Here is a 25,257-nt window from a genome sequence, read left to right on the forward strand (position 1 = left end):
ATCCTTCCCCCACCACCATCACTTTCAAATGACACTTAACATTCTGCTCGCACCGTGCATTATGTATTTCCGCAAGGGGAAGGATGAGAAGCTTCGACTAAGGTTCGATTCGAGCGCAGCGAGAAAGCGTTGCCGCAGGCAACGACCCGAAGGGCGAGGCGCAACGCGCCGAGTAATCCTTCCCCCACCACCATCACTTCAAAAAACCCGAACAAAATCGAACCGAGTCCGCCTTCGTAGGCCTGGTAAGGCGCAGCCGCCACCCGGCGACAGACGACTACATTGGCGGCAAACGACGCTTCACCGGCGAACTTTTCACAATCGACGTATTACATTGGGCATGTTCCGCCAGCCCGTCCAGCAGCGCATCCAGTTGTTCTATCGATCGCACCACCAGCCTAATCACAAAGCAGTCTTCCCCGGTCACCTTGTCGCTCTCAATACACTCCGGCATCGCCTGTATGTATTTATCCACCTTATGCAACAGCCCCGGCAAAGGCCGCACCCGTACCAGCGCCTGCAGCGTATACCCCAGCGCCGCGAGATTCACCCGTGCGCCATAGCCCTGAATCACACCGCGCTCTTCCAGCCGCTTCAGACGCTCTGCCGTGCTGGGTGAGGTCAGGCCGATACGGCCGCTGAGCACCTTCAACGACATGCGCGCATCCTCAACCAGGCAGGCTAAAATTTGCCGATCGATATCATCAATAAGGTATTCCACTCGTTTCACCTAATTTAAAAAAGCAGTTAACACCTTCAACCTTATCTCACCCCTGTAAAACCCAACAGCGATTTCCGACAATAGCGTTATTAATCAGGAGGTGAATAATGCGTGATTTACATAAAGGCGTCTGGCAGATGAGTCTGGCGATGTTAATTTCCGGCTCTATCGGCGCGTTTGTTTTGCTCAGCGGTCTGCCGGTGACGGAAGTGGTGTTCTGGCGCTGCCTTATTGGGGCAATAGCGCTTTTCATTTTTATCCGGGTAAGTCAAAAGCCCTTTAGCCCCCTCACCCGCACCACGCTGCTGCTGGCGATTCTCGGCGGTGTGGCATTAGTGGTGAACTGGCTGCTGCTCTTCGCAGCCTATGAGCGGATCTCTATTGGTCTTTCGACCGTGGTCTATAACACTCAGCCGTTTATGCTGGTCCTGATGGGGATGTTTTTAGGCGAGCGCGTCAGCGTGGTGAAATGGGGCTGGCTGTTCCTCGCCTTCGGCGGCGTGGTGATACTGCTCTCCAGCGAGCTGACCGGTACCCACGACACTGAATGGCTGGCGGGTATCGGTCTGGCAATGGCCGCGGCCTTCTTCTACGCGCTGACGGCAATCATTGCGCGCAAACTGAAAACTATCGCACCGCAGCATATTGCCTTTATTCAGGTGCTGACGGGCGTCGTGATGCTTCTGCCGTTTGCCAGCTGGCCGTCATTTTCCGGTGATTTTCCCTGGCCGATCCTGCTGACGCTCGGCATCGTCCATACCGGCATTATGTACCAGCTGCTCTACAGCGCGATTCAGAAGCTACCTACCCCCATTACCGGCTCACTGTCGTTTATCTATCCGGTGGTGGCGATCGTTGTCGATAACCTGGTGTTCGGGCACTCGCTGAACCTGACGCAGCTGGCGGGCGGCGCGCTGATCCTGTTTGCTGCAGCGGGCAACAACCTGGGCTGGGGCGAAAAAAAACCCCGCGATTGCGGGGTTGGTATCAAGACGCTGAATTAGCGACGGGCACGCACAATCTGGTATTTGCGCGTCAGGTACTCCACCGGCGCGCTCCAGATATGCACCAGACGGGAGAACGGGAACAGCACAAACAGCGTCATCCCCAGCACAAGGTGAACGCGGAAGATAAACGCCACGCCGTCCAGGTGCTCGGACGCTCCGCCGTGGAAGGTCACGACGGACTGCGCCCACCCCACCAGCTTCATCATTTCACTGCCGTCCATATGCTGCGCAGAGAATGGAATAGTCAGCAGACCCAGCGCGCACTGCACCATCAGCAGGGAGAGGATCAGGATGTCCGCTGCAGTGGTGGTGGCACGCACGCGCGGGCTGAACAGACGACGTTTCAGCAGCAGCAGGCCACCCACCAGAGTCATCACACCGCAGGCACCACCGGCGATCATCGCCATCTTCTGCTTCACTTCAATCGGCAGCCACGCTTCGTACATCCAGTGCGGCGTCAGCATCCCAAGGAAGTGACCGGCAAAAATCCCCAAAATACCGATGTGGAACAGGTTAGACGCGACGTGCATCCCTTTGCGATCCAACATCTGGCTGGAGGCAGCACGCCAGGTGTACTGGCCGTAGTCATAGCGCAGCCAGCTTCCCACCAGGAATACGGTGCCCGCGATATACGGGTAAATGTCAAAGAAGAACATATTCAGGAAGTGCATTAGTGCCGTCCTCCGTTAGAGATATTCAAATATTGCGGGGCAACCGCGCCGGCAAAACGACGCTGGTGAGCGGAGATTTCAGACTCGCCGCAGTTCTGGTCAGCAAAGAATTTCACCTGCTCTTCTTCCCAGACCGCATCCAGCGCTTGCGGGGTATCATCCCGGGCTTCATCCGCGATTTTCTCCGCCACTTTTTCACTGTCTACAGAGGCGTTCGCCAGCTTCACCAGCAGATCGAACAGTACGGCATAGCGGCTCTCACGCTGCTGTAGACGCGCGCCGAGCAGCGCAAGAATCGGGGCGATATCCTGCAGACCACCCAGCGCCTCTTCTTTCGGCAGCTGCGCCAGATACTCCAGGTACAGCGGCAGGTGGTCCGGCAGCTCGCGGCTGTCGAGCTGCAGGCCGTGCTGCTCGTACTGGGCCATCAGGTCCACCATCGCCTGACCGCGGTCGCGGGATTCACCGTGAACGTGCTCAAACAGCAGCAGAGACGTCGCACGACCACGGTCAAACAGCTGGCTGTAGTCCGCCTGCGCGTCGAGCAGATCGCGCGCCAGCAGATCGCGGAGGAAAACGCCAAGCCGCTGGGCATCCTCTTTATCCAAGTTTTCAGATGACGCGAGTGCATCAAAGAGTTCCTGTTGATGCTGCGCAAGCGCAGCATCAGGGTACTCGAGCAGACGCGAAACAATGACGAGTTCAATCATTGGTGCGGCTCCGTTTTGCTGGTCACATCCATGGCGTCGATGCGGCGGCTGTTGAACAGGTTGAATTTACTGTCTGACCCGTGGCAACCGTCGCCAAAGGTAAAGCCACACCCGCTTTTCTCCGGGAAGGCCTCGCGCGCCAGCTCGCGGTGGCTGCTTGGCACCACGAAACGATCTTCGTAGTTAGCGATTGCCAGATAGCGGTACATCTCCTGGGCCTGCGCTTCGGTCAGGCCGACCTCTTCCAGCGCGCGGGTATCGTTCACGCCGTCAACGGTTTCCGCACGTTTGAAGTGGCGCATCGCCAGCATACGTTTCAGCGCCAGCAGTACCGGCTGGGTATCCCCTGCTGTCAGCAGGTTTGCCAGATACTGAACCGGGATACGCAGGCTTTCCACGTCCGGCAGAATACCGTTGCTGCCCAGCTCGCCCGCGTCCGCCGCAGACTGAATCGGAGACAGCGGCGGCACGTACCAGACCATCGGCAGGGTGCGGTATTCCGGGTGCAGCGGCAGAGCCAGCTTCCAGTCCATCGCCATTTTGTACACCGGCGACTGCTGCGCGGCGTCAATCACGCTCTGTGGAATGCCGTCTTTCAGCGCCTGCTCAATCACCTTCGGATCGTTCGGATCGAGGAAGACGTCCAACTGACGCTGATAGAGATCTTTCTCATTCTCGGTGCTTGCGGCATTCTCAATCGCGTCCGCGTCGTACAGCAGCACGCCGAGGTAACGAATACGACCTACGCAGCTCTCGGAGCAGACGGTCGGCATACCGGCTTCGATACGCGGATAGCAGAAGATGCACTTCTCAGACTTACCGCTCTTCCAGTTGAAGTAGATTTTTTTGTACGGACAGCCGGTGATGCACATGCGCCAGCCGCGGCACTTGTCCTGGTCGATCAGTACGATGCCGTCTTCTTCACGCTTGTAGATGGCACCGCTCGGGCAGGTCGCGACGCACGCCGGGTTCAGGCAATGTTCGCACAGGCGCGGCAGATACATCATAAAGGTGTTTTCGAACTGGCCGTACATCGCCTTCTGCATGTTCTCGAAGTTCTGGTCTTTGGCGCGCTTTTCGAACTCGCCGCCCAGAATTTCTTCCCAGTTTGGACCGCTGGTAATTTTGTCCATGCGCTGACCAGTGATCAGCGAGCGAGGACGGGCGATCGGCTGGTGTTTGCTTTCCGGCGCGTTGTGCAGGTTCTGGTAGTCGTAATCAAACGGCTCGTAATAGTCCTCAATGCCCGGCAGGTGCGGGTTAGCGAAGATTTTACCCAGCAGCATTGCGCGGTTACCCATGCGCGGCTGCAGCTTGCCGTTGATTTTACGGATCCAGCCGCCCTTCCACTTCTCCTGGTTTTCCCAGTCGGTCGGGAAGCCGGTGCCCGGCTTGCTTTCCACGTTATTGAACCAGGCGTACTCCATACCTTCGCGGCTGGTCCAGACGTTTTTACAGGTCACTGAACAGGTGTGGCAGCCGATGCACTTATCCAGATTCAGCACCATGCCGACTTGTGAACGAATTTTCATTTTACGCTCTCCTGTACCTGGTCATTACCTTCGCCGTCTAACCAGTTAATATTCTTCATCTTACGCACCACTACGAACTCATCGCGGTTCGATCCTACGGTGCCGTAGTAGTTAAAGCCGTAGGCCAGCTGCGCATAGCCACCGATCATGTGGGTCGGCTTCGGCGTAATACGGGTCACGGAGTTGTGAATACCGCCGCGCTGCTCGGTGATCTCTGAACCCGGCAGGTTCACGATACGTTCCTGCGCGTGATACATCATGGTCATCCCGGCCGGTACGCGCTGGCTCACCACCGCACGCGCCGTCAGGGCGCCGTTGCTGTTGAACACTTCAATCCAGTCGTTATCTTCGATACCCAGATCTTTGGCGTCCGCTTCGCTCATCCAGACAATCGGACCACCGCGCGACAGGGTAAGCATCAGCAGGTTGTCGCTGTAGGTGGAGTGGATACCCCACTTCTGGTGCGGCGTCAGGAAGTTCAGCGCCTTCTCAGGGTTACCGTTCGATTTCGCGCCCATTACCGCTTTCACGGAGCGGGTGTCGATTGGCGGACGGTACACCAGCAGGCTTTCACCGAAGTCGCGCATCCACTGGTGGTCCTGATACAGTGACTGACGGCCGGAAAGCGTGCGCCATGGGATCAGCTCGTGAACGTTGGTATAACCAGCGTTATAGGACACATGCTCATCTTCCAGACCAGACCAGGTCGGGCTGGAGATAATTTTTCGCGGCTGGGCCTGAATATCGCGGAAGCGGATTTTCTCTTCCTCTTTATTCTTCGCCAGATGCGTGTGGTCGCGACCGGTAAATTCACTCAGGGCCGCCCACGCTTTCACCGCCACGTGGCCGTTGGTTTCCGGTGCCAGGGTCAGGATCATCTCCGCCGCATCAATCGCCGTGTTGAGCATTGGCTGGCCTTTGGCCGGGCCGTCTGCTTTGGTGTAATTGAGCTTGCGCAGCAGGTCCATTTCGCTCTGGGTGTTCCAGGCGATGCCTTTGCCGCCGTTACCGATTTTCTCCATCAGCGGGCCGATGGAGGTAAAGCGCTCGTAGGTTGCCGGGTAATCACGTTCAACCGGAATGATGTGCGGCGCGGTCACGCCCGGGATCAGGTCGCATTCGCCTTTTTTCCAGTCCTTCACGTCAAGCGGCTGCGCCAGTTCGGCAGCGGAGTCGTGCTGGATTGGCAGCGTCACCACGTCGGTCTCTTTGCCCAGGTGACCTACGCAGACTTCGGAGAATTTCTTCGCGATGTCTTTGTAAATATCCCAGTCGCTTTTCGATTCCCACGCCGGGTCAACGGCGGCAGACAGAGGATGAATAAACGGATGCATGTCCGAGGTATTCATGTCGTCTTTTTCGTACCAGGTGGCGGTTGGCAGCACGATATCGGAGTACAGGCAGGTGCTGGACAGACGGAAGTCCAGCGTCACCACCAGATCCAGCTTGCCGTCCAGACCGTTGTCTTTCCATTCCACTTCTTCTGGCTTCACGCCGCCCTGCTTGCCGAGGTCTTTACCCTGAATACCGTTCTCGGTGCCCAGCAGGTATTTCAGCATGTACTCGTGGCCTTTACCGGACGAGCCCAGCAGGTTGGAGCGCCAGATGAACAGGTTGCGCGGATGGTTTTTGCCGTTCTCAGGCTGTTCTGCCGCGAAGCGGATGGAGCCTTCCTTGAGCGATTTCACGGTGTAATCCACCGGCGACATTCCCGCCTGCTTCGCCTCTTGTGCAATGCGCAGCGGGTTAGTGCCCAGCTGCGGCGCAGACGGCAGCCAGCCCATGCGTTCAGCGCGCACGTTGAAATCAATCAGGTGGCCGCTGTAGCGGGTTTTATCCGCCATCGGCGACAGCAGTTCCTGCGCGGTAACCGTCTCGTAGCGCCACTGGCTGGAGTGGTTATAGAAGTAGGAGGTGCTGTTCATGTGACGTGCCGGACGCTGCCAGTCAAGGGCAAACGCCAGCGGCTGCCAGCCGGTCTGCGGACGCAGTTTTTCCTGGCCCACGTAGTGCGCCCAGCCGCCGCCGCTCTGCCCGACGCAGCCGCAGAAGATCAGCATGTTGATCAGGCCGCGATAGTTCATATCGAGGTGATACCAGTGGTTCAGACCGGCACCCACGATGATCATCGAGCGACCGTGGGTCTTGTCGGCGTTTTCCGCAAACTCGCGGGCGATACGAACGATCTGCGCGCGCGGTACGCCGGTGATCTGCTCCGCCCAGGCCGGGGTATAGGCCTTCACGTCGTCATAACTGGTTGCGCAGTTTTCGTCGTTCAGACCGCGCTCCAGGCCGTAGTTCGCCATGGTCAGGTCATAGACGGTGGTGACCAGCGCGGTAGAACCGTCGGCCAGCTGCAGGCGCTTAACCGGCAGCTTGTGCATCAGCACGTTTTTCAGTTCAACCTTGTTGAAGTGCTCGGAACCTTCACCGCCAAAGTACGGGAAGCCAACCTCGGCGATCTCGTCCTGGCTGCCCAGCATGCTGAGGCGCAGCTCCGTCTCTTCACCGGTGGTGCCGTTGCGCTGCTCAAGGTTCCACTTGCCCTTCTCGCCCCAGCGGAAGCCGATAGAGCCGTTTGGCGCCACCAGCTCGCCGTTGCTGTTATAGGCAACGGTTTTCCACTCAGGGTTGTTTTCCTGGCCCAGCGCGTCCACCAGATCGGCGGCGCGCAGCGTGCGGCCCGCGGCATAGTAGCCCTCACGCTCTTCCAGCATCACCAGCATCGGCATGTCGGTGTAGCGACGCACGTAGTCGGTGAAGTACTGGCTCGGTTTGTCGAGGTGGAATTCGCGCAGCATGACGTGGCCCATCGCCATCGCCATCGCGGCATCGGTACCCTGTTTCGGTGCCAGCCACAGGTCGCACAGCTTGGCGATTTCCGCGTAGTCCGGGGTGACCGCAACGGTTTTGGTCCCTTTGTAGCGGACTTCGGTAAAGAAGTGCGCGTCCGGGGTACGGGTCTGCGGCACGTTAGAGCCCCAGGCGATAATGTAGCTGGAGTTGTACCAGTCGGCGGATTCCGGCACGTCGGTCTGCTCACCCCAGGTCTGCGGTGACGCAGGCGGCAGGTCACAGTACCAGTCGTAGAAGCTCAGGCAGGTCCCGCCGATAAGCGACAGGTAGCGCGCGCCGGAAGCGTAAGAGACCATCGACATCGCCGGGATTGGCGAGAAGCCCGCCACGCGGTCAGGACCGTAGGTTTTTACGGTATAGACGTTAGAGGCGGCAATCAGCTCGTTCACCTCTTTCCAGGAAGAACGAACGAAACCACCGCGACCGCGCGCCTGCTTGAAGCTTTTCGCTTTGTCGGCATCTTCAATGATAGAGGCCCACGCATCAACCGGGTCGCTGTGCTGCACTTTCGCTTCACGCCACATTTTCATCAGGCGTTTACGCATCAGCGGATATTTCAGACGGTTGGCGCTGTAGAGATACCAGGAGTAGCTGGCCCCACGCGGGCAGCCGCGCGGTTCATGGTTCGGCATATCCGGACGGGTGCGCGGATAGTCGGTCTGCTGCATTTCCCAGGTCACCAGACCGTTTTTAACGAAAATCTTCCAGCTACATGAGCCAGTGCAGTTTACGCCGTGGGTAGACCGGACGACTTTGTCATGCTGCCAGCGCTGGCGGTAACCGTCTTCCCAGTCCCGGTTGGTATCCAGAACCTGGCCGTGCCCATCGGCAAAAGTTTCACCCTTCTGTTTGAAGTAGCGAAACCGGTCCAAAAATTTGCTCATCGGGTATCTCCTGTATGGAGCCTGTGGCTCTCTAAATCGACATTGCTGATTTGCAGCGAAGGTAACGCCCTGAAAGAGGGGGAGAATTGATAACGATCAAGACGAAGAGGGACTGTAAAAGGAGGGGTTAGACCAAATACCACCAAAGCGGTATATTTTTAAAACTGATAAATAAATGATTTATAAAGATATTTATTATTCATCGTACAATAACCCCGGCAAAATTTAACATCTCAGGTATTAAGGGGTAGACATCCCTGTAAAGCGATGGCGATCACGGTGTTACCCGCAGATGACTGCTGTAAAAGCTTTCAGTATGTTGTAACTATTATTCAGTCGAAAAAAAACGCGGCCCGAAGGCCGCGTTAACGGATAATCACACTTACTTATTTTTCTTGGTATTACGGCCATATACCAGCCACGTAATCACGACGCAGGCGATATAGAAGACGAGGAAGACTTTCATGGCGCCAGCCGGAGAGCCGGTCAGGTCAAGCGAGATGCCGAACGCTTTCGGAATAAAGAAGCCGCCAATTGCGCCAATAGCCGAGATAAAGCCCAGGGCCGCAGCCGTATCCGTCGCCGCTTCACGCATGGCCTGCTCTTCGCTTCCGCCCTGCGCTTTCACGCGATCCATCGTCAGCTTGCGGAAGATCACGGAGATCATCTGGAAGGTAGAAGCACTCCCCAACCCGGCCGTCAGGAACAGCACCATAAACACGCCGAAGAAGGCAAAGAAGTTACCGCCCTGCCCGTCAGAAGGCAGCGTAAGGAACAGCAGCGCGCAGAAGACTGCCATCACAATAAAGTTCACCAGCGTAACGCGAGTCCCGCCCAGACGGTCGGAGATCATGCCGCCCAGCGAACGCGCCAGTGCGCCAATGAACGGACCGAAGAAGGCGAATTGCAGGATCTGCACGTCCGGGAACTGGGTTTTCGACAGCATGGCAAAGCCCGCTGAGAAGCCGATAAACGAACCGAAGGTAGCCAGATACAGCAGCGCCATCACCCAGAGGTGTCCACGCTTCAGCACCGGAAGCTGCTCGCTCAGGGATGCTTTCGACGCGCTCAGATCGTTCATAAAGAACCACGCAGCCAGGGTGAAGACCACCAGGAACGGAACCCAAATCCAGGCCGCGTTCTGCAGGTAGAGGGAAGAACCATCCGCCTGCTCAACGCCGCCGCCACCGAAGGCGGCAAAAATAGAAACAGAGATCGCCAGCGGCGCAATCAGCTGCATCACGCTTACGCCCATGTTGCCCAGACCGCCGTTAATACCCAGCGCGCCGCCCTGCTTCGCTTTCGGGAAGAAGAAGCTGATGTTCGCCATGCTGGAGGCGAAGTTAGCCCCGGCGAAACCGCACAGCAGGGAGATAATCACGAACACGCTGAACGGCGTGGAGGTATCCTGCACCGCGAAGCCTAGCCACACGCAAGGGACGATCATGATGCCCGTACTGAACGCCGTCCAGCGACGGCCACCGAATACCGGGACCATAAACGCGTAAGGGACACGCAGCAGCGCGCCAGATAGCGACGGCAATGCGGTAAGCATAAACAGCTGATCGGTCGTGAACGTAAACCCTACTTTCGGCAGGTTTACCGCGACCGCGCTAAACAACATCCATACGCAAAACGCTAAAAGCAGACACGGAACGGAAATCCACAGATTCCGGCTTGCTACACGATGGCCGCGCTGTTGCCAGAACGCCGGATCCTCTGGACGCCAGTCTGTAATAACGGCACCATTTTCCCTTTCGGGAGCGGATGAGTGACTCATAGACACCTCTGATTCTCGAATGATGCTGCAAACATTAGGGTTTTAGGGCGGCGGTAAGTTGATATAAATCAAAGGAAAAGTGCGGGGATTTGCGGCGCAAAAAAAGGGGTTATCCTTAGTGAGTAGGATAATTCGGTAAAAAAGACGTGGTTTTTCACTGCACTGAAGGTTCCTTGCTACCACCGCTTCTTCACCTATACTCCGTTGGCAATTTAGGGGTAATCCTTTATTGGTATGGGTATACTCCAGGGTATGCACCAGAATAGCGCCATTCCTGCAAGCAGGCCACGTCAGGAGCCCGGCAACTCTATGTTAAAAAGATGTTTATCACCGCTGACTCTCGTCAATCAGCTAGCCCTGATTGTTTTGCTGTCTACCGCCCTTGGCGTGGCCGGCATGGCGATTTCCGGCTGGCTGGTACAAGGGGTACAGGGTAATGCACATGCCATCAACGAGGCAGGTTCTCTACGCATGCAGAGTTATCGTCTGCTGGCGTCGGTCCCCCTGACGCAGGACGATCGGCCCTTAATTGATGAAATGGAGCGCACGGCCTTCAGCCCCGAACTGGAAAACGCCGCCATCCGCGCCGGCCAGCAGTCCCAGCTTAAAGCCCTGCAGGGCTACTGGCACACCCAGCTGGAACCCGGTCTGAAACAGGCGCGCAGCACCGAAACCGTTGCGCAGGACGTAGCGGGTTTCGTCTCCCGCATTGACGCGCTGGTCTCCTCTTTCGACCAAACCACCGAATTACGCATCGACCGGGTGGTAATGGTACACCGTGCCATGGCGCTGTTTATGGGCCTGCTGCTGATCTTCACCATTATCTGGCTCCGGGCGCGGCTGCTGAATCCCTGGAAACAGCTGCTGGCGATGGCGCGCGCCGTAACGAACAGAGATTTTACCCAGCGCACGCACATCAGCGGCCGCAACGAGATGGCCATGCTCGGCCAGGCGCTGAACACCATGTCGGCGGAGCTCTCCGAAAGCTACGCGGTGCTGGAACAACGCGTGCAGGAAAAAACCGCCGGGCTGGAGCAGAAAAATGAGATCCTCTCCTTCCTGTGGCAAGCCAACCGTCGGCTGCACATGCAGGTGCCGCTATGTGAACGCCTTTCGCCGGTGCTGAACGGCCTGCAAAATCTGACCCTGCTGCATGACCTGGAGCTGCGGGTTTACGATGTGGAAGATGAAGATAATCATCAGGAGTTTACCTGTCAGTCCGACATGTCCTGCGATGATAAAGGCTGTCACCTGTGCCCGCGCGGCCTGCCGCTGCAGGCTTCTGGCGGCACTACCCTGAAGTGGCGGCTGACGGACAGCCACACCCAGTACGGTATTCTGCTGGCCACCCTGCCAGCCGGACGTCATCTGAGCCACGACCAGCAGCAGCTGGTGGACACCCTGGTTGAACAGTTAACGGCCACGCTGGCGCTCGACAGGCACCAGGAAAAACAGCAGCAGTTGATCGTCATGGAAGAGCGCGCGACCATCGCCCGCGAGCTCCACGACTCTATCGCCCAGTCGCTCTCCTGTATGAAAATGCAGGTGAGCTGCCTGCAGATGCAGGACGCGGAAATGCCGGAAAGCAACAAACAGCTGCTGAGCCAGATCCGCAACGAGCTGAACACCTCCTGGGTACAGCTGCGCGAGCTGCTGACCACCTTCCGCCTGCAGCTGACCGAGCCGGGGCTGCGCCCGGCGCTGGAATCCAGCTGCCAGGAATTTAGCGCCCGGCTCGGCTTCCCGGTGAAGCTGGATTACCAGCTGCCGCCGCGGTTTGTCCCTTCCCATCAGGCGATTCATCTGCTGCAGATCGCCCGCGAAGCGCTGAGCAACGTGCTCAAACACGCTGAAGCGACGGCGGTTACGGTTACCGTCAGCCAGCACGCTAAACAGGTCAGGCTGACGGTTCATGACAACGGTCGCGGCGTGCCGGAAAATGCCGAACGCACTAACCACTATGGTTTAATCATTATGCGAGACCGCGCCCAAAGCCTGCGCGGTGATTGCCAGGTTCGACGGAGAGAGACGGGTGGTACGGAAGTTGTGGTCACCTTTATTCCCGAAAAACCGCTTACAACTGCTCAAGGAGAAACCCATGACTAATCAGGAACCGGCATCCATCCTGTTGATCGACGACCATCCGATGCTGCGTACTGGCGTAAAACAGCTGGTCAGCATGGCACCCGACATTACCGTGGTTGGCGAAGCCAGCAACGGTGAACAGGGTATTGAGCTGGCCGAATCCCTCGATCCGGATCTGATCCTGCTCGATCTCAACATGCCCGGCATGAACGGTCTGGAAACCCTCGACAAGCTGCGCGAGAAATCCCTTTCCGGTCGCGTGGTGGTCTTTAGCGTCTCCAACCACGAAGAGGATGTGGTCACGGCGCTGAAGCGCGGCGCGGATGGCTATCTGCTGAAGGATATGGAGCCAGAAGACCTGCTGAAGGCGCTGCAGCAGGCCGCCGCAGGCGAGATGGTGCTGAGCGAGGCCCTGACGCCGGTGCTGGCCGCCAGCCTGCGGGCGAACCGCGCCACCTCTGACCGCGACGTCAGCCAGTTAACGCCGCGCGAACGCGATATTCTGAAGCTGATTGCCCAGGGCCTGCCGAACAAAATGATCGCCCGCCGCCTGGATATCACCGAAAGCACGGTTAAAGTGCACGTGAAGCATATGCTCAAGAAAATGAAGCTAAAATCCCGCGTTGAAGCCGCGGTGTGGGTCCATCAGGAACGTATTTTTTAGGCATTACTCATCCGGCAGCAGCTTCCAGCGCGGGTCGTCGTCAGGTAATGCGACCAGCGGCTGCACCACAGCGAGCGTGATCTCATTGGACGAGACGCGCTGGCCCTTCGCATCTTCCACCACCGCCGAGAGATGCCAGCGGTTTGTCGCCCCTTCAGCGTCATTCCAGGCAGGCATGATCACGCTCCAGCCGTCGGTGCTGTCACTTTTCCCCGGGGACGTCAGGCTCAAAGCCTGGGTATCACCCTGCCAGTGGATCTGACGAATACCGTGAGTGCTGCGAACCTGCAGCTTCAGCATGACGGTTTCGCCCCCTTTGAGATCCCACGGCGGGGTTGCCAGCCAGACGGAGAGCGTTTTACGCTGGCGGAACTCCATCACCGGCAGGCTGTTACGCTCCGGCGAGTCATAGCGGCTTCCGCGCAGGGATCGCGTGGCCGCGACCTCTCCGGCGGAGAGCTGCTTAACCAGCGGCACGCCGAAGCGATAGTTGAGCTTCAGCCCGAGGTTATTCTGGCTCTCTCCGCTTTCGCCCTGCTTATGCCCTGCGGTCAGCGTCACCAGCGGCACGGGGGTATAGTTAAGCCCGAGATTGACCGCCACCGGGTTGTGATACCCGGTTCCGCTGTTGAAGAGGTCAACGTTGTCGCCAAAATATTGCTCAAAGCTGACGCTGGTGTTCAGGTGATGAAACCACGGCAGCCAGGCTTTGGCGGTCACGTCATATCCCCGCGCCATGCGCTGCTCCTGGACGTCAGAGCTGTCGCGCCAGCCGGCAAAAGGCTGATAATAGTTAGCCGACAGGCGCAGATTTTCTCCCCATACCTCCGCGCCCAGCCCGGCACGCTGCAGGTTCTCATCCAGCAGGTTATCGTAAAAGGTGTTGTAGCCCAGCAGCCATTTTCCGGCCACCCAGCGCTGGCCGATTCCGGCGTTACTGACCAGGCCATCCGTTTGCTGCGTCAGGCCGAGCTGGCTCCAGCTCAGGTAACGGTTGTTATCGTTCCAGGGGATAAACCAGCTCCCGCTGCTGCCGTTGAATTTCCCGTCGTTATCCACCAGCAAATTGACGCTGGCATTCCCCCAGGGTGACAGCCAGGATTCAATCTGCTGGTTCACCTCGCCGCTCACCGCGTCACGCACCTGACCAAAGGCAAACTGCCGCGCCTGCTCGCCCGTAGTCAGGCCGTTGTCGGTCATACTGGCTTCACCAAAGGCTTTCGCCATTTCGGCGAGATGCTTTTCCCCCTCCCCGGTCGGGGCTGCCATACCGAGATCGGGGAGATTATCCCCGTTATTATCAAAGGGATTTTGTGCCTGCTGGATAAAGGAATTCGGCGCACCGTGAACGGCTCCGGCTGTAACGAGGGAGAGTAAAACCAGCGTTCGGAAAGGGGGAGAAACAGTCATCAATGTCGTAAGAATTACCCGGTGCTTACGTAAGAACACCAGGTACCTTAACGTGATTTCTCTCTCTTTGCAGCTTTACGGGGAATTTTCCGGAATTTCCTGAAACATTGTTTTGAGCTCAGGCACGCACGAACCGCAGTTCGTGCCGCACCGTAGCGTCGCCCCCAGCGCGGTAACGGAACCGCACCCTCCAGCAATCGCCTCCCGTATCGCGTTTTCTCCAACGCTGAAACAGCTGCAGATGATGCGCCCCGGATCTGTAACCTTCCCCACGCCCTGCCCGTTCAGCAGCGCATGGCGCTCAGCGGGTGTCGAGGGTGGCGACTGAAAAGCGGCTTCTATCACCGGGTGCGCCAGATCGGGCAAGGCGGTGCCTTCCCAGAAACCCAGCATCAGATGGCCGTTATGCCAGGCCAGTACGCTGCTGCGTTCCCCGGTTTGCGCAATCTGCAACTGCCAGCCCCGGCCGCTGGCATAGTCCATCACCCACGACAGCAGCGGCTTTTCACCCGCTATCGTCATTCGCGAGGCTTTACGCCACCAGTGAACCGAAGAGGGGATTTCCGGCCATTCCCGGGCATAGAGCTCCCCCTGCCAGGCGGGCTGCCAGGGCATGATTCTGACGGCGGTTTGCTTACTCTCCGGCTGCCCGGAAGCCGGATCGATGCGCACTTCCACCAGCGCGTTAACCTTTCCCTGGCGGGCAAACTCAGCGTTCCAGTGCATAGGAGCAAACGCTTCGCCTTCCCGTATTCCGTCGTTGATTGTTACTCTGGCCACCATCACGCCGCGCGGCGAGCCGATCCGCGCCAGCTGGCCGTCGCACAGTGAAAACCGAATGGCGTCTGCGGCGCAGACCTCAACAAACGGCTCCGCGATATGCTGCATCAGCCGGGGCACGTATCCCGTACGGGTCATGGTGTGCCACTGGTCGCGGATACGGCCAGTGTTGAGGATCGCCGGGTATAGCGCGGTAGCCGTCGCGCCGTGCGGCAGCGGATCGACAGGCACTACGTTTCGGCGCGGTAAATTCCCCGTCGGCCACTGGTACGGCTCAAGCGTCTCCCACGCTTCACGGGTTAACCCCGCCAGTTCCTGAAGGTTCAACGCCCGCGCACCGTCATTTTCAAACGCCGTCAGCGCCGCATGTTCGCAAAAAATCTCCTGCGGATGTTGCCAGGCAAAGGCCTCGCCGTAGCCCAGCCGTTTTGCAATCTGAGCCACGATCCACCAGTCCGGCTTCGCCTCACCCGGCGCGGGCAGAAACGCGCGCTGGCGCGAAATGCGCCGCTCGGAATTGGTCACCGTGCCGTCCTTCTCCCCCCAGCCCAGCGCCGGAAAACGGATATGGGCGAAGCGGCTGGTGTCGGTATCTTTCATCACCTCAGAGACAATCACCAGCGGACAGGCCGCCAGCGCCTGACACACCGCGTGGCTGTCCGGCAGCGATACGGCAGGATTGGTGCCCATGATCCACACCGCCTTCACCTCGCCGCGGGCGATGGCGTCAAACAGTTCCACCGCCATCAGCCCCGGCGTCTGCGCCAGCCGTTCCGTTCCCCAGAAACGCGCCACCCGCGAAAGATCGTCCGGCTCGAAGCTCATATGCGCCGCCAGCTGGTTCGCCAGCCCGCCCACTTCCCGGCCGCCCATGGCGTTTGGCTGTCCGGTCAGCGAAAATGGGCCGCAGCCCGGACGGTTGAACTTCCCGCTGGCAAGATGCACGTTAATGATGGCGCTGCACTTGTCGCTGCCGCTGGAGGACTGGTTGATCCCCATGGTGTAGAGCGTAATGGCGCGAGGCACGGTAACAAACCAGTCGTAAAAGGTACCAATATCCTCTGCCGGAAGGTCGCAAAACGCCGCCACGCGGGCAATCGGCCACTCATCAGTGCCCTGGATCAGATTGAGCAACCCCACAAACAGCCCGGCGTCGCTGCCGGGTTTAAGCGCCAGATGCAGGTCGGCAATATCGCAGGTAGCGGTTTTACGCGGGTCAATCACCACCACCTTCATCTGCGGGTTGTTGTGCTTTGCCTGCACCAGGCGCTGATAGAGCACCGGATGCGTCCAGGCCGCGTTCGAGCCGGCCAGCACCACCAGATCGCTGTTTTCCACATCCTCGTAGCTGCACGGCACCACGTCTTCGCCAAAGGCGCGCCTGTAGCCCACCACCGCCGAGGACATGCAGAGCCGGGAGTTGGTATCGATGTTCGCCGCGCCGATAAACCCTTTCATCAGCTTGTTGGCGGCATAGTAGTCCTCGGTTAACAGCTGGCCGGAGGCGTAAAACGCCACCGCCCGTGGCCCCCATGTGTCGATGATCTCCCGCAGTCGCTCGCCCGCCGCGTTCAGCGCCTGGGACCAGTCCACCTCAAGTCCATCGACAACGGGGTACAGCAATCGCCCCTGCAAGCCCGTTGTCTCCCCCAGGGCCGATCCTTTCACGCACAGGCGGCCAAAGTTTGCAGGGTGGGTGTCGTCCCCCCGAACGCTGACCGCTCCATCCTCCACGCTGGCGATCACGCCGCAGCCGACCCCGCAGTAGGGGCACGTTGTCCTGGTTTCCGTCATGAGGCCTCCGCGCGCATCACCAGCTCTTCGTTGCCGACCCACACCTTGCCATTTTCAATTTTGACCGGCCAGGCGCGCACTGCGGGTTCGCCGTTCTCCACCTGACAGCCGTCGCGCAGGCGAATGCGCTGCTTGTAGAGCGGAGAAATAACCATCGGTTCGCCCGCCGCATCGCCGAGGATGCCGCGTGACAGCACGTTCGCACTGCTGCCCGGCTCCAGGTCGTCCAGGGCATAAACGGACGTGCCAAAGCGGAACAGCGCGATCGGTTTACGGCCAAGACGCGCGCCAATGCCCGCCTGCTCCGGGATATCGTCAATGCCGCAGATTTCCTGCCAGCGCTTGCTTTCGTCCGACGGCGCGACGTTCACCGCGGTGCGGAACAGCGCCAGGCGGTCAGGATCGTTGAGCGTGGTTTGCCATTCGCACTGGTACGTCTCGACTACCCGGGCCATCTCCTGCTCCAGCTCGTGGGCGATGCCGAGACTGTCGTTGAGGATCACCTCACGCAGATAGTCGAGGCCGCCCTCCAGGTTGTCCATCCAGGTGCTGGTGCGCTGCAGGCGATCCGCCGTGCGGATGTAGAACATCAGGAAACGGTCTACGGTGCGGATCAGCGTTTCGTCATCCAGATCGCTGGCGAAGAGATCTGCATGGCGAGGCTTCATCCCGCCGTTGCCGCACAGATAGAGGTTCCAGCCTTTGTCCGTGGCAATCACCCCCACGTCCTTGCTCTGCGCCTCCGCACACTCGCGGGTGCAGCCGGAAACGGCCATTTTGATTTTATGCGGGGCGCGCAGGCCCTTGTAGCGGTGCTCCAGTCTGACCGCGAGACCAGTGGAGTCCTGCACGCCGTAGCGGCACCAGGTCGACCCGACGCAGGATTTCACCGTGCGCAGGGATTTCCCGTAAGCGTGCCCGGTTTCAAACCCGGCCTCCACCAGCGCCTGCCAGATTTCCGGCAGCTGTTCCAGGGTGGCGCCAAACAGGTCGATACGCTGCCCGCCGGTGATTTTGCTGTACAGGCCGTAGCGTTTCGCAATCTGGCCGATGGCGATCAGCCCGTCGGCGGTCACTTCTCCTGCGGGCATGCGCGGCACGATGGAATACGTCCCGTCCTTCTGAATATTGGCGAAGTAGCGGTCGTTGGTGTCCTGCAATGGCAGATGCGCCGGTTTGAGCAGATACTCATTCCAGCAGGAGGCCAGCACTGACCCCACCAGCGGCTTACAGATCTCGCACCCGTGCCCCTGACCGTAGCGGCTGATAAGCTGGTCGAAGGTTCGGATATGGTTGACGCGCACCAGGTGATAAATTTCCTGGCGCGAGTACGGGAAGTGTTCGCAGATGTCCTTTTTCACCTCCACGCCCTGCTCGGCAAGCTGGAACTCCATCACCTGCTTCACCAGCGCGCTGCAGCCCCCGCAGCCGGTCGCCGCTTTGGTGCACTGCTTAACGGCGCCGATATCCGCTGCGCCCGCGCTCACCGCCCGGCAGATATCGCCTTTGCTGACGTTATGACACGAACAGATCTGCGCGCTTTCCGGCAGCGCCGCCACGCCCAGCGCTTTTGGCGCGCTGCCTGACAACGCAGGTAGTATCAGCGTTTCCGGCTCTTTCGGCAGGCTGATGCCGTTAAGCATCATCTGCACCAGCGTGGCGTATTCGCTGGCATCGCCCACCAGCACGCCGCCGAGCAGCGTTTGGCCGTCGTGGCTGACCACGATTTTCTTGTAGATTTGCTGCGGGCCGTGCGTCCACTGGTAGCTTAGCGCCCCCGGCGTGCGCCCGTGAGCATCGCCAAACGACGCCACGTCCACGCCGAGCAGCTTGAGCTTAGTGCTCATATCTGCCCCGGTGAAGGTTTTATCTTCGCCCGCGAGCACGGCGGCGGCCACGCGCGCCATCTGGTAGCCGGGCGCCACCAGGCCAAAGATTTTCCCCTCCCACAGGGCGCATTCACCGATGGCAAACACATTCGAATCGGAGGTCCGGCAGGCGTCATCAATGCAGATCCCGCCGCGCTCGCCAATAGCCAGCCCGCTGCTGCGCGCCAGCGCGTCCTGAGGACGAATACCGGCAGAGAAGACCACCATGTCCGTTTCCAGCTGTTCACCGTCGGCGAAGCGCAGCACCAGCCCGTCGTCCGTCGCAGCAATTTCCGTGGTGGCTTTACTGGTGTGAACGCCAACGCCCAGCGCCTCGATTTTCCTGCGCAGCATCGCCGCGCCGTCATTATCAAGCTGCACCGCCATCAGATTGGGCGCAAACTCCACCACGTGCGTTTCCAGCCCGAGTTGCTTGAGGGCATTCGCCGCCTCCAGCCCGAGCAGGCCGCCGCCAATCACCACGCCACGACGCGAGCCCGCCGCGTGGGCCGCTATGTTGTCCAGGTCGTCAAGGGTGCGGTAGACAAAGCAGCCCGGCAGATCGTTGCCCGGTACCGGCGGTACGAACGGGTATGAGCCGGTCGCCAGCACCAGCTTGTCCCAGTGGGTCTCATGCCCGCTGGGGGTACGCACCACGCGCGCGTCGCGATCGATAGCGACGATCTGCTGCGAGAGGCGCAGCTCAATGCCGTTATCGGAAAAGAACTCCCCCTCCACCAGCGAGAGCGACGCCGCGCTTCGGCCGCCAAAGTATTCCGACAGATGCACGCGGTCATAGGCGGCATAGCGCTCCTCACCAAAGACAACGATCTGATACTGCTGATGCAGATTGCGGTTAACGCAGTCTTCGAGAAAATGATGGCCGACCATACCGTGTCCAACCACCACCAGAGTAGGTTTTGTCATAGCGTTCTGTCCTGCAACCTGCGGTTGCGTAGTGAAACGATCGAACAGCCAGTCCGCGCGTGCGGGCGCAGCCGTTGCCAGTAAATCGGTAAATGTTGCCGCGCTGCGGCAGTCGCCCATCAGCAGCACGCCAGCCAGCGCACCCTGATGGATCAGTAACCGACGATAGTGACGGGTTAGCGGATCCCAGGAGCTCCAGACCACATCGCCCGCCTGCGCCGCCGCGCGCCCGAGGCTGAACAGCTCCACGCCCGTCACCTTGAGGCGCACGCCATTGTCGGTGAGGGCAAACGGCGCGGCTGTGTCGCCCGCCAGCCGCGCGGCGAGAATATCCGCCTGCGTCATACAGGGGGCGACCAGGCCAAAGGTCTGGCCGTCAATTTCGCAGCACTCGCCAATGGCGTAGACGTCCGGTGCGGAGGTCCGCATCTGGCTATCCACCACGATGCCGCGCGCGCAGCGAACACCGCTGGCCTGCGCAAGCGCGACGTTGGGCTGCACGCCGGTCGCCAGCACCACGCGCGCGGCGGCGACGCGGCGTCCGTTGAGCAACGTCACGCTATTCCCGTTAATCGCCGCGATGCCGGAGGCGAGTTCAGAGCGCACGCCCCGCGCCGCCAGCGCCTCTTCAAGCAGTACGCCCGCCTGCTGGTCCAGCTGCTGCTCCATCAGCCACGGGCCGCGATGAACGAGCGTGACGTTGTCACCTGAACGAGCCAGCGCTGCCGCCGTCTCTACGCCGAGCACGCCGCCCCCCAGCACCACCGCCGGACCGGCTATCGCCTGAATGGCGCGGGTATCCTCCAGGGTACGGAACGTGAAGACGTGCGGCGCATCGCCCCCAGGAATCGGCGGCACAAACGGCGTTGACCCGGTGGCAAAGACCAGCGCATCCCAGCCCAGCGTGCGGGCGGTGGTTTGCACTTCCCGTGCGTCCACGTTCACGGCGAGTGCCTTTTCGCCCCGCAGCACCGTCACGCCGCGCTCCTGGTACCATTGGTCATCCTGAAGGCAGATGCCCGCAGCCGTTTTTTCCCCTCCCAGCACCGGCGAAAGCTGGATGCGGTTATAGGCATGCTCCGGCTCGTCACCGATGACGGTGATAGCGAACCGACCGGAAGCTCGCCCGGTGAGCGAAGCAATCAGCCGGGTTGCCGCCATGCCATTCCCGATAATGACCAGTCGCATCAACGCCCCCTCGTTACGCCGCTTTCGGCTGTTTTTCGTAGAGGAAATGGAGGATCTGCTGGCGCATGTGGTGATAGCGGCTGTCTTCCGCCAGCTGCACCCGGTTGCGCGGGCGCGGCAGGTCAACGCGCAGGATCTCCCCGACGGTGGCCGCCGGGCCGTTGGTCATCATCAGCACGCGATCGGAGAGCAGCACCGCCTCGTCCACGTCGTGGGTAATGAGCACGATGGTGGTGTTCAGCGCCTGCTGGATCTGCATCACCGAGTCCTGCAGATGGGCGCGCGTCAGCGCATCCAGCGCGCCGAACGGCTCATCCATCAGCAATACTTTCGGCTTCATCGCCAGCGCGCGGGCAATCCCGACGCGCTGCTTCATGCCGCCGGAGATCTCCCCCGGACGCTTGTGCAACGCGTGGCCCATCTGCACGCGGTCGAGGTTGTGCTCGATCCACTCTTTGCGCTCGGCCTTGCTCATGGTGTGACGGAACACCTGATCCACTGCCAGCGCCACGTTGTCGAAGCAGGTCAGCCACGGCAGCAGCGAATGGTTCTGGAACACCACCGCGCGCTCGGGCCCCGGCCCGGCGATTTCGCGGTTGTCGCAAATCAGCCCGCCTTCCGTCGGCAGTGCGATCCCGGCGATAAGGTTAAGCAGCGTCGACTTGCCGCAGCCGGAGTGGCCGATAAGACTCACGGTTTCGCCCTCGTGGATATCAAAAGAGACGTTCTGCAGCGCCAGAAACTCGCCGCTGGCGGTGGAAAAACGCTGGCTCACGGCCTGGACCTGAATTAATGGTTTCATGTTCGCTCCTTATTTTTCCTGCCAGCTAAAGCGACGGGCGATCAGCATCAGCCCCTGCTCCAGCAGCAACCCGACCACGCCGATGATGACGATGGCGATCAGAATGTTTTCGACGTTGAGGTTGTTCCACTCGTTCCAGATCCAGAAGCCGATACCCAGCCCCCCGGTGAGCATCTCGGCGGCGACAATCACCAGCCAGGCGATGCCGATGGAGAGGCGCACCCCGGTCAGCACAGCGGGTAGCACAGCCGGGAAGAGTATGCGGCGCATGATCGTCCACTCGGAAAGCTGCAATACGCGGGCGACGTTGAGGTAGTCCTGCGGAATGCGGCGCACGCCTTCGGCGGTGTTGATCACCATCGGCCAGATAGAGCAGATGAAAATGGTCCAGCTCGACGCGGGCTCCGCTTTCTGGAACAGCAGCAGGCCGATGGGCAGCCAGGCCAGCGGGCTGACCGGGCGCAGAAGCGCAATCAGCGGGTTGAACATGCGCGAGAAAAAGGTGAAACGGCCAATCAAAAAGCCCAGCGGAATACCCGCCAGCGCTGCCAGGCCAAAACCGATGGCGACGCGCTGCAGTGAAGCAAGCACGTTCCAGCCAATGCCCATATCGTTAGGCCCGTCGCGATAAAACGGGTCGGCAAACAGGGTAATGGCGGAATCAAGCGTGCTGAGCGGCGTCGGGAAGCCTTTGCTGTTTATCGCCGCCAGTTGCCAGAGCACCACCAGCAGCCCGAGGCCGAGCAGCGCCGGAATAACGCGCTGGAAAAAGTCGTTCATCCGGCGCGCTAACGCGGGCGGGCGGCGGCGAACCTGTACCGGAGGCAGGACAATCACTTCCCCGCTCTCTGGCGTCTCTTGTGGTTTCGTGTTTTGCAGATGCGGCATAATCAGGCCCCTTTACGGTGAATGGCGAAACGGCTGGCGTACCCTTCCGGATCGGCGCCGTTCCAGACGGTGCCGTCCATCAGCGTGCTGCTGCGGTACGGTGATGACGGCGTGGACATACCGCCGACGGCGGTGGCGGCATCCTGCCAGACCGAGGTCTGGTTGATGCGCTGCGCGATGCCCGCGTAGTCCGGCGCGGCTTTGAGCAAGCCCCAGCGGCGGAACTGGGTTAAGAACCACATGCCGTCGGAGAGATACGGGTAGCTCACAGCCCCCTCGTTGAAGAAGCGGATCGGGTGCGCGTCCTGCCAGCGCTGGCCCAGGCCGTTGTCGTACTCGCCGAGCATGCGCCCGGTGAGATACTGTTCTTTGCAGTTGAGCCACGCCCGGCGGGAGAGGATCTGCGCGGTTTCGCGTTTGTTTTCCGGGGACGCCTCGATCCAGCGCGCGGCCTCCAGCACCGCGCTCACCAGCGCCCGGGCGGTGTGCGGGTTTTTCTCCACCCAGTCGCGACGCGTGCCGAGGATCTTTTCCGGATGATCGGCCCAGATGGACTGCGACGTGGCGGCGGTAAAGCCGATACGGTCGTTAATCGCGCGCGCGTTCCACGGCTCGCCGACGCAGAAGCCCACCATGTTGCCGATGCGCATGTTCATCACCATCTGCGGCGGCGGCACCACCACCGTGCGCACGTCGTCAAAGGGGTTAATGCCCGCGCTGGCCAGCCAGTAGTAAAGCCACATGGCATGCGTCCCGGTCGGGAAGGTGTGCGCGAAGGTGTAGGTTCCCGGCGCCTGCTGCCCGATCAGCGTTTTCAGCCCGTCGAGATCGCGAACGCCCTTCTCCGCCAGATCGCTTGAAAGCGTGATGGCCTGGCCGTTCTGATTGAGCGTCATCAGATTCGCCATCTGCTGCGGCTTGCCGGCGATGCCCAGCTCCAGCCCGTACAGCAGACCGTAAAGAATGTGTGCGGCGTCCAGTTCTCCCGCCACCAGCTTGTCGCGCACCGCCGCCCAGCTCGCCTCTTTGGTGGGAACGATGGTGATACCGTATTTTTTATCAAAGCCTTTTAACGCTGCGATAACCACCGGCGCGCAGTCGGTCAACGGGATAAACCCGACGCGCACCGTCTCCTGTTCCGGTTTATCTGAGCCAGCCGCCCAGGCAGCCTGCATAACACCCGGTAACAGCGCTGCGCCACTCGCCAGCATGCTGGCCTGCAAAAATCGCCGTCTCGACAAATCCGCCATAACCGCTCCCGAAAAAAAGCCAAAAAAAAGCGCCCGCCGTGCCGAAGCACCGCTGGACGCCTTTATCCCGAAGACTGATGCACCGCCGTTGGCGCACCGTCAAAAATGGTTAATTAAATAATGCAAAGCCAGTGCCAGGTTTAAAGACCCTCTTTCAGGGCCGAAAACCGGTTTTGACCGCGTTCACGCACCTCAATCAGGCATAAAATGCCCGCTGATTGTGCAGCTACTCCTTTGGTGTTACCTGCCAGACGCTCTTCACCGTAAGCAGCGCGCGGGCGATATCGACCATGCGCTGGTTCTTGTCCATCGCCATTTTGCGCAGCGTTGTCCAGGCCTGTTCTTCACTCATGTTCTGGTGGGTCATCAGCACGCTTTTGGCTTTATCAATGGTTTTGCGCTCCTCAAGCGTATCGCGCAGCGACGCGAGCTGGCGGGAAAGCTGCTCTATCTCTCGTGCCTGCTGGCGAACCAGGGTCAGCAGCGGTTTATCCGGGTAGTGCGCCAGCGGATCGTCCTGTTCATCCCCGGGTAGCGGGTATGCCTCGTCGCGCTGAATACGCTCATCCACCGCGACCATCAGATCGGCGATGATCGTCTCCTCCAGCGCGCGCAGATGCTCCAGCCGCGCCGTTTGCAGCGCAAACCAGGCGAGTGCGGTATGGCCATTGTCTGCGGCAGGCTGGCGAGTACAGGCCACGCGCCGGAGCTGCTCCGTCTCACGATCGGGCTGACAATTAAGGGAGAACGAAGTCTGCACGTCGGCCTGGCTGTGGGAGAGAAAGATCTCAAAGCAGGCCTGCTGCCCGTCAATGCGGTCAACCAGCCGCTGGCGGGTCACGTCATCGAAAAAGCCCTGCGTGAAGCCAATCGCCCCCAGGGCCCGCTCTTGTCCCGCCAGCTCTTTCCCCTGCATCAGGCTATATAGCGCGACGAAACGGCCCGCGATTTGCGGGTCGTCAATGCTGTCATTAAGCTGCGGTACGATACTGAGCAGGTGGCGCAGCATGCGGGAGTAGTGCTCCATTGTCTGCGGAGCCGTCAGCGTTTGCCGATTTACACCGTCGCGCAGCGCGGGAAGCGTCTCCAGCGTGAGCAGCGCATTGCCGATACGTTCGCAAACGGCGCTTCCCGGAAAGGCGGACTGTTTTCCAAGACTATCGTTCAGTGCAGCAAGGTTTTCATCCACCAGCGCCCGGCTGGCTTTGCATTCAGGCGCATAGAGCTTACCCTGTGAGCAGAGCCAGACGTTAGATGCGCCGCGCTCGCACTGGAGCATATGCACCAGTTGGCTAATGCCGCGCACCAGCACGTTCAGCTGCGCCAGCCTGCTGAGCTGCTCCCGGCGCATCCGCCTTGCGCGCTGGAGCCATTCGGTTGCACCTGGCGAAATGCCGGCCATTAATGTCATGCTTACTCTCCCGGACAACGAAACTCCGG

The 25,257-nt window shown here is 59.9% G+C and carries 16 protein-coding genes and 1 other RNA gene; 4 read left to right on the forward strand and 13 right to left on the reverse strand.

The window, feature by feature from the left end:
• Positions 1-62 precede the first annotated feature (62 nt).
• A non-coding RNA gene (locus IM313_RS11965) (RtT sRNA) lies at positions 63-193 on the forward strand.
• Between the two features lie 84 nt (positions 194-277).
• On the opposite strand, the gene IM313_RS11970 is transcribed toward IM313_RS11965, so the two are convergent.
• The gene (locus IM313_RS11970; protein WP_041909598.1) at positions 278-721 is read right to left on the reverse strand and encodes an Lrp/AsnC family transcriptional regulator; all 444 of its coding nucleotides are present in this window, start codon (positions 719-721) and stop codon (positions 278-280) included.
• Positions 722-828: 107 nt separating this feature from the next.
• On the opposite strand from IM313_RS11970, the gene IM313_RS11975 reads away from it, so the two are divergent.
• Positions 829-1,725, forward strand: a complete 897-nt coding sequence (locus IM313_RS11975) for a DMT family transporter (RefSeq protein WP_063154387.1) — start codon at positions 829-831, stop codon at positions 1,723-1,725.
• On the opposite strand, the gene narI is transcribed toward IM313_RS11975, so the two are convergent.
• From narI to IM313_RS12000, 5 genes are all read right to left on the reverse strand, one after another.
• Positions 1,722-2,399, reverse strand: a complete 678-nt coding sequence (gene narI / locus IM313_RS11980; protein WP_021240339.1) for a respiratory nitrate reductase subunit gamma — start codon at positions 2,397-2,399, stop codon at positions 1,722-1,724. The two genes, IM313_RS11975 and narI, sit on opposite strands and share 4 nt — an antisense overlap.
• The gene (gene narJ, locus IM313_RS11985; protein ID WP_028013443.1) at positions 2,399-3,109 is read right to left on the reverse strand and encodes a nitrate reductase molybdenum cofactor assembly chaperone; all 711 of its coding nucleotides are present in this window, start codon (positions 3,107-3,109) and stop codon (positions 2,399-2,401) included. The genes narI and narJ overlap by 1 nt, the downstream gene beginning before the upstream one ends.
• Positions 3,106-4,641, reverse strand: coding sequence for a nitrate reductase subunit beta (gene narH, locus IM313_RS11990; RefSeq protein ID WP_028013444.1), 1,536 nt, complete (start codon positions 4,639-4,641; stop codon positions 3,106-3,108). Before narH ends, narJ begins: the two co-directional genes overlap by 4 nt.
• Positions 4,638-8,381, reverse strand: coding sequence for a nitrate reductase subunit alpha (locus IM313_RS11995; RefSeq protein WP_192971175.1), 3,744 nt, complete (start codon positions 8,379-8,381; stop codon positions 4,638-4,640). Before IM313_RS11995 ends, narH begins: the two co-directional genes overlap by 4 nt.
• 382 nt (positions 8,382-8,763) lie before the next feature.
• Positions 8,764-10,161, reverse strand: coding sequence for a NarK family nitrate/nitrite MFS transporter (locus tag IM313_RS12000; protein ID WP_047364940.1), 1,398 nt, complete (start codon positions 10,159-10,161; stop codon positions 8,764-8,766).
• Between the two features lie 309 nt (positions 10,162-10,470).
• Here IM313_RS12000 and narX point away from each other — a divergent pair, with 309 nt between their 5' ends.
• Complete coding sequence (narX, locus tag IM313_RS12005) at positions 10,471-12,267, forward strand: nitrate/nitrite two-component system sensor histidine kinase NarX (RefSeq protein WP_192971176.1); 1,797 nt, start codon at positions 10,471-10,473, stop codon at positions 12,265-12,267.
• Positions 12,260-12,910 (forward strand): two-component system response regulator NarL, encoded by a 651-nt coding sequence (narL, locus tag IM313_RS12010; protein ID WP_003856701.1) that lies wholly within the window; start codon positions 12,260-12,262, stop codon positions 12,908-12,910. The genes narX and narL overlap by 8 nt, the downstream gene beginning before the upstream one ends.
• A gap of 3 nt (positions 12,911-12,913) precedes the next feature.
• Here the strand turns inward: narL and IM313_RS12015 are convergent, their stop codons facing one another.
• From IM313_RS12015 to nasR, 7 genes are all read right to left on the reverse strand, one after another.
• Positions 12,914-14,320 carry a YchO/YchP family invasin gene (locus tag IM313_RS12015; RefSeq protein WP_059354254.1) on the reverse strand — a complete coding sequence of 469 codons (1,407 nt, stop codon included), beginning with the start codon at positions 14,318-14,320 and terminating at the stop codon, positions 12,914-12,916.
• Positions 14,321-14,395: 75 nt separating this feature from the next.
• Positions 14,396-16,894 carry a nitrate reductase gene (locus IM313_RS12020; protein ID WP_192971177.1) on the reverse strand — a complete coding sequence of 833 codons (2,499 nt, stop codon included), beginning with the start codon at positions 16,892-16,894 and terminating at the stop codon, positions 14,396-14,398.
• Positions 16,891-20,877, reverse strand: coding sequence for a nitrite reductase large subunit NirB (gene nirB, locus IM313_RS12025; RefSeq protein ID WP_192971178.1), 3,987 nt, complete (start codon positions 20,875-20,877; stop codon positions 16,891-16,893). Before nirB ends, IM313_RS12020 begins: the two co-directional genes overlap by 4 nt.
• Positions 20,878-20,890: 13 nt before the next feature.
• Entirely contained in the window at positions 20,891-21,679 is a 789-nt protein-coding gene (locus IM313_RS12030) for an ABC transporter ATP-binding protein (protein ID WP_028013451.1), read from the reverse strand.
• Positions 21,680-21,688: 9 nt separating this feature from the next.
• Positions 21,689-22,567 carry a nitrate ABC transporter permease gene (gene ntrB / locus IM313_RS12035; RefSeq protein ID WP_028013452.1) on the reverse strand — a complete coding sequence of 293 codons (879 nt, stop codon included), beginning with the start codon at positions 22,565-22,567 and terminating at the stop codon, positions 21,689-21,691.
• Positions 22,568-22,569: 2 nt separating this feature from the next.
• Positions 22,570-23,817 carry a CmpA/NrtA family ABC transporter substrate-binding protein gene (locus tag IM313_RS12040; protein ID WP_028013453.1) on the reverse strand — a complete coding sequence of 416 codons (1,248 nt, stop codon included), beginning with the start codon at positions 23,815-23,817 and terminating at the stop codon, positions 22,570-22,572.
• 226 nt (positions 23,818-24,043) lie between these two features.
• Complete coding sequence (gene nasR / locus IM313_RS12045; protein WP_192971179.1) at positions 24,044-25,228, reverse strand: nitrate regulatory protein NasR; 1,185 nt, start codon at positions 25,226-25,228, stop codon at positions 24,044-24,046.
• Positions 25,229-25,257: the final 29 nt, after the last annotated feature.

It is taken from the genome of Enterobacter cloacae complex sp. P2B, assembly GCF_014895985.1.
Taxonomy (GTDB): domain Bacteria; phylum Pseudomonadota; class Gammaproteobacteria; order Enterobacterales; family Enterobacteriaceae; genus Enterobacter; species Enterobacter bugandensis.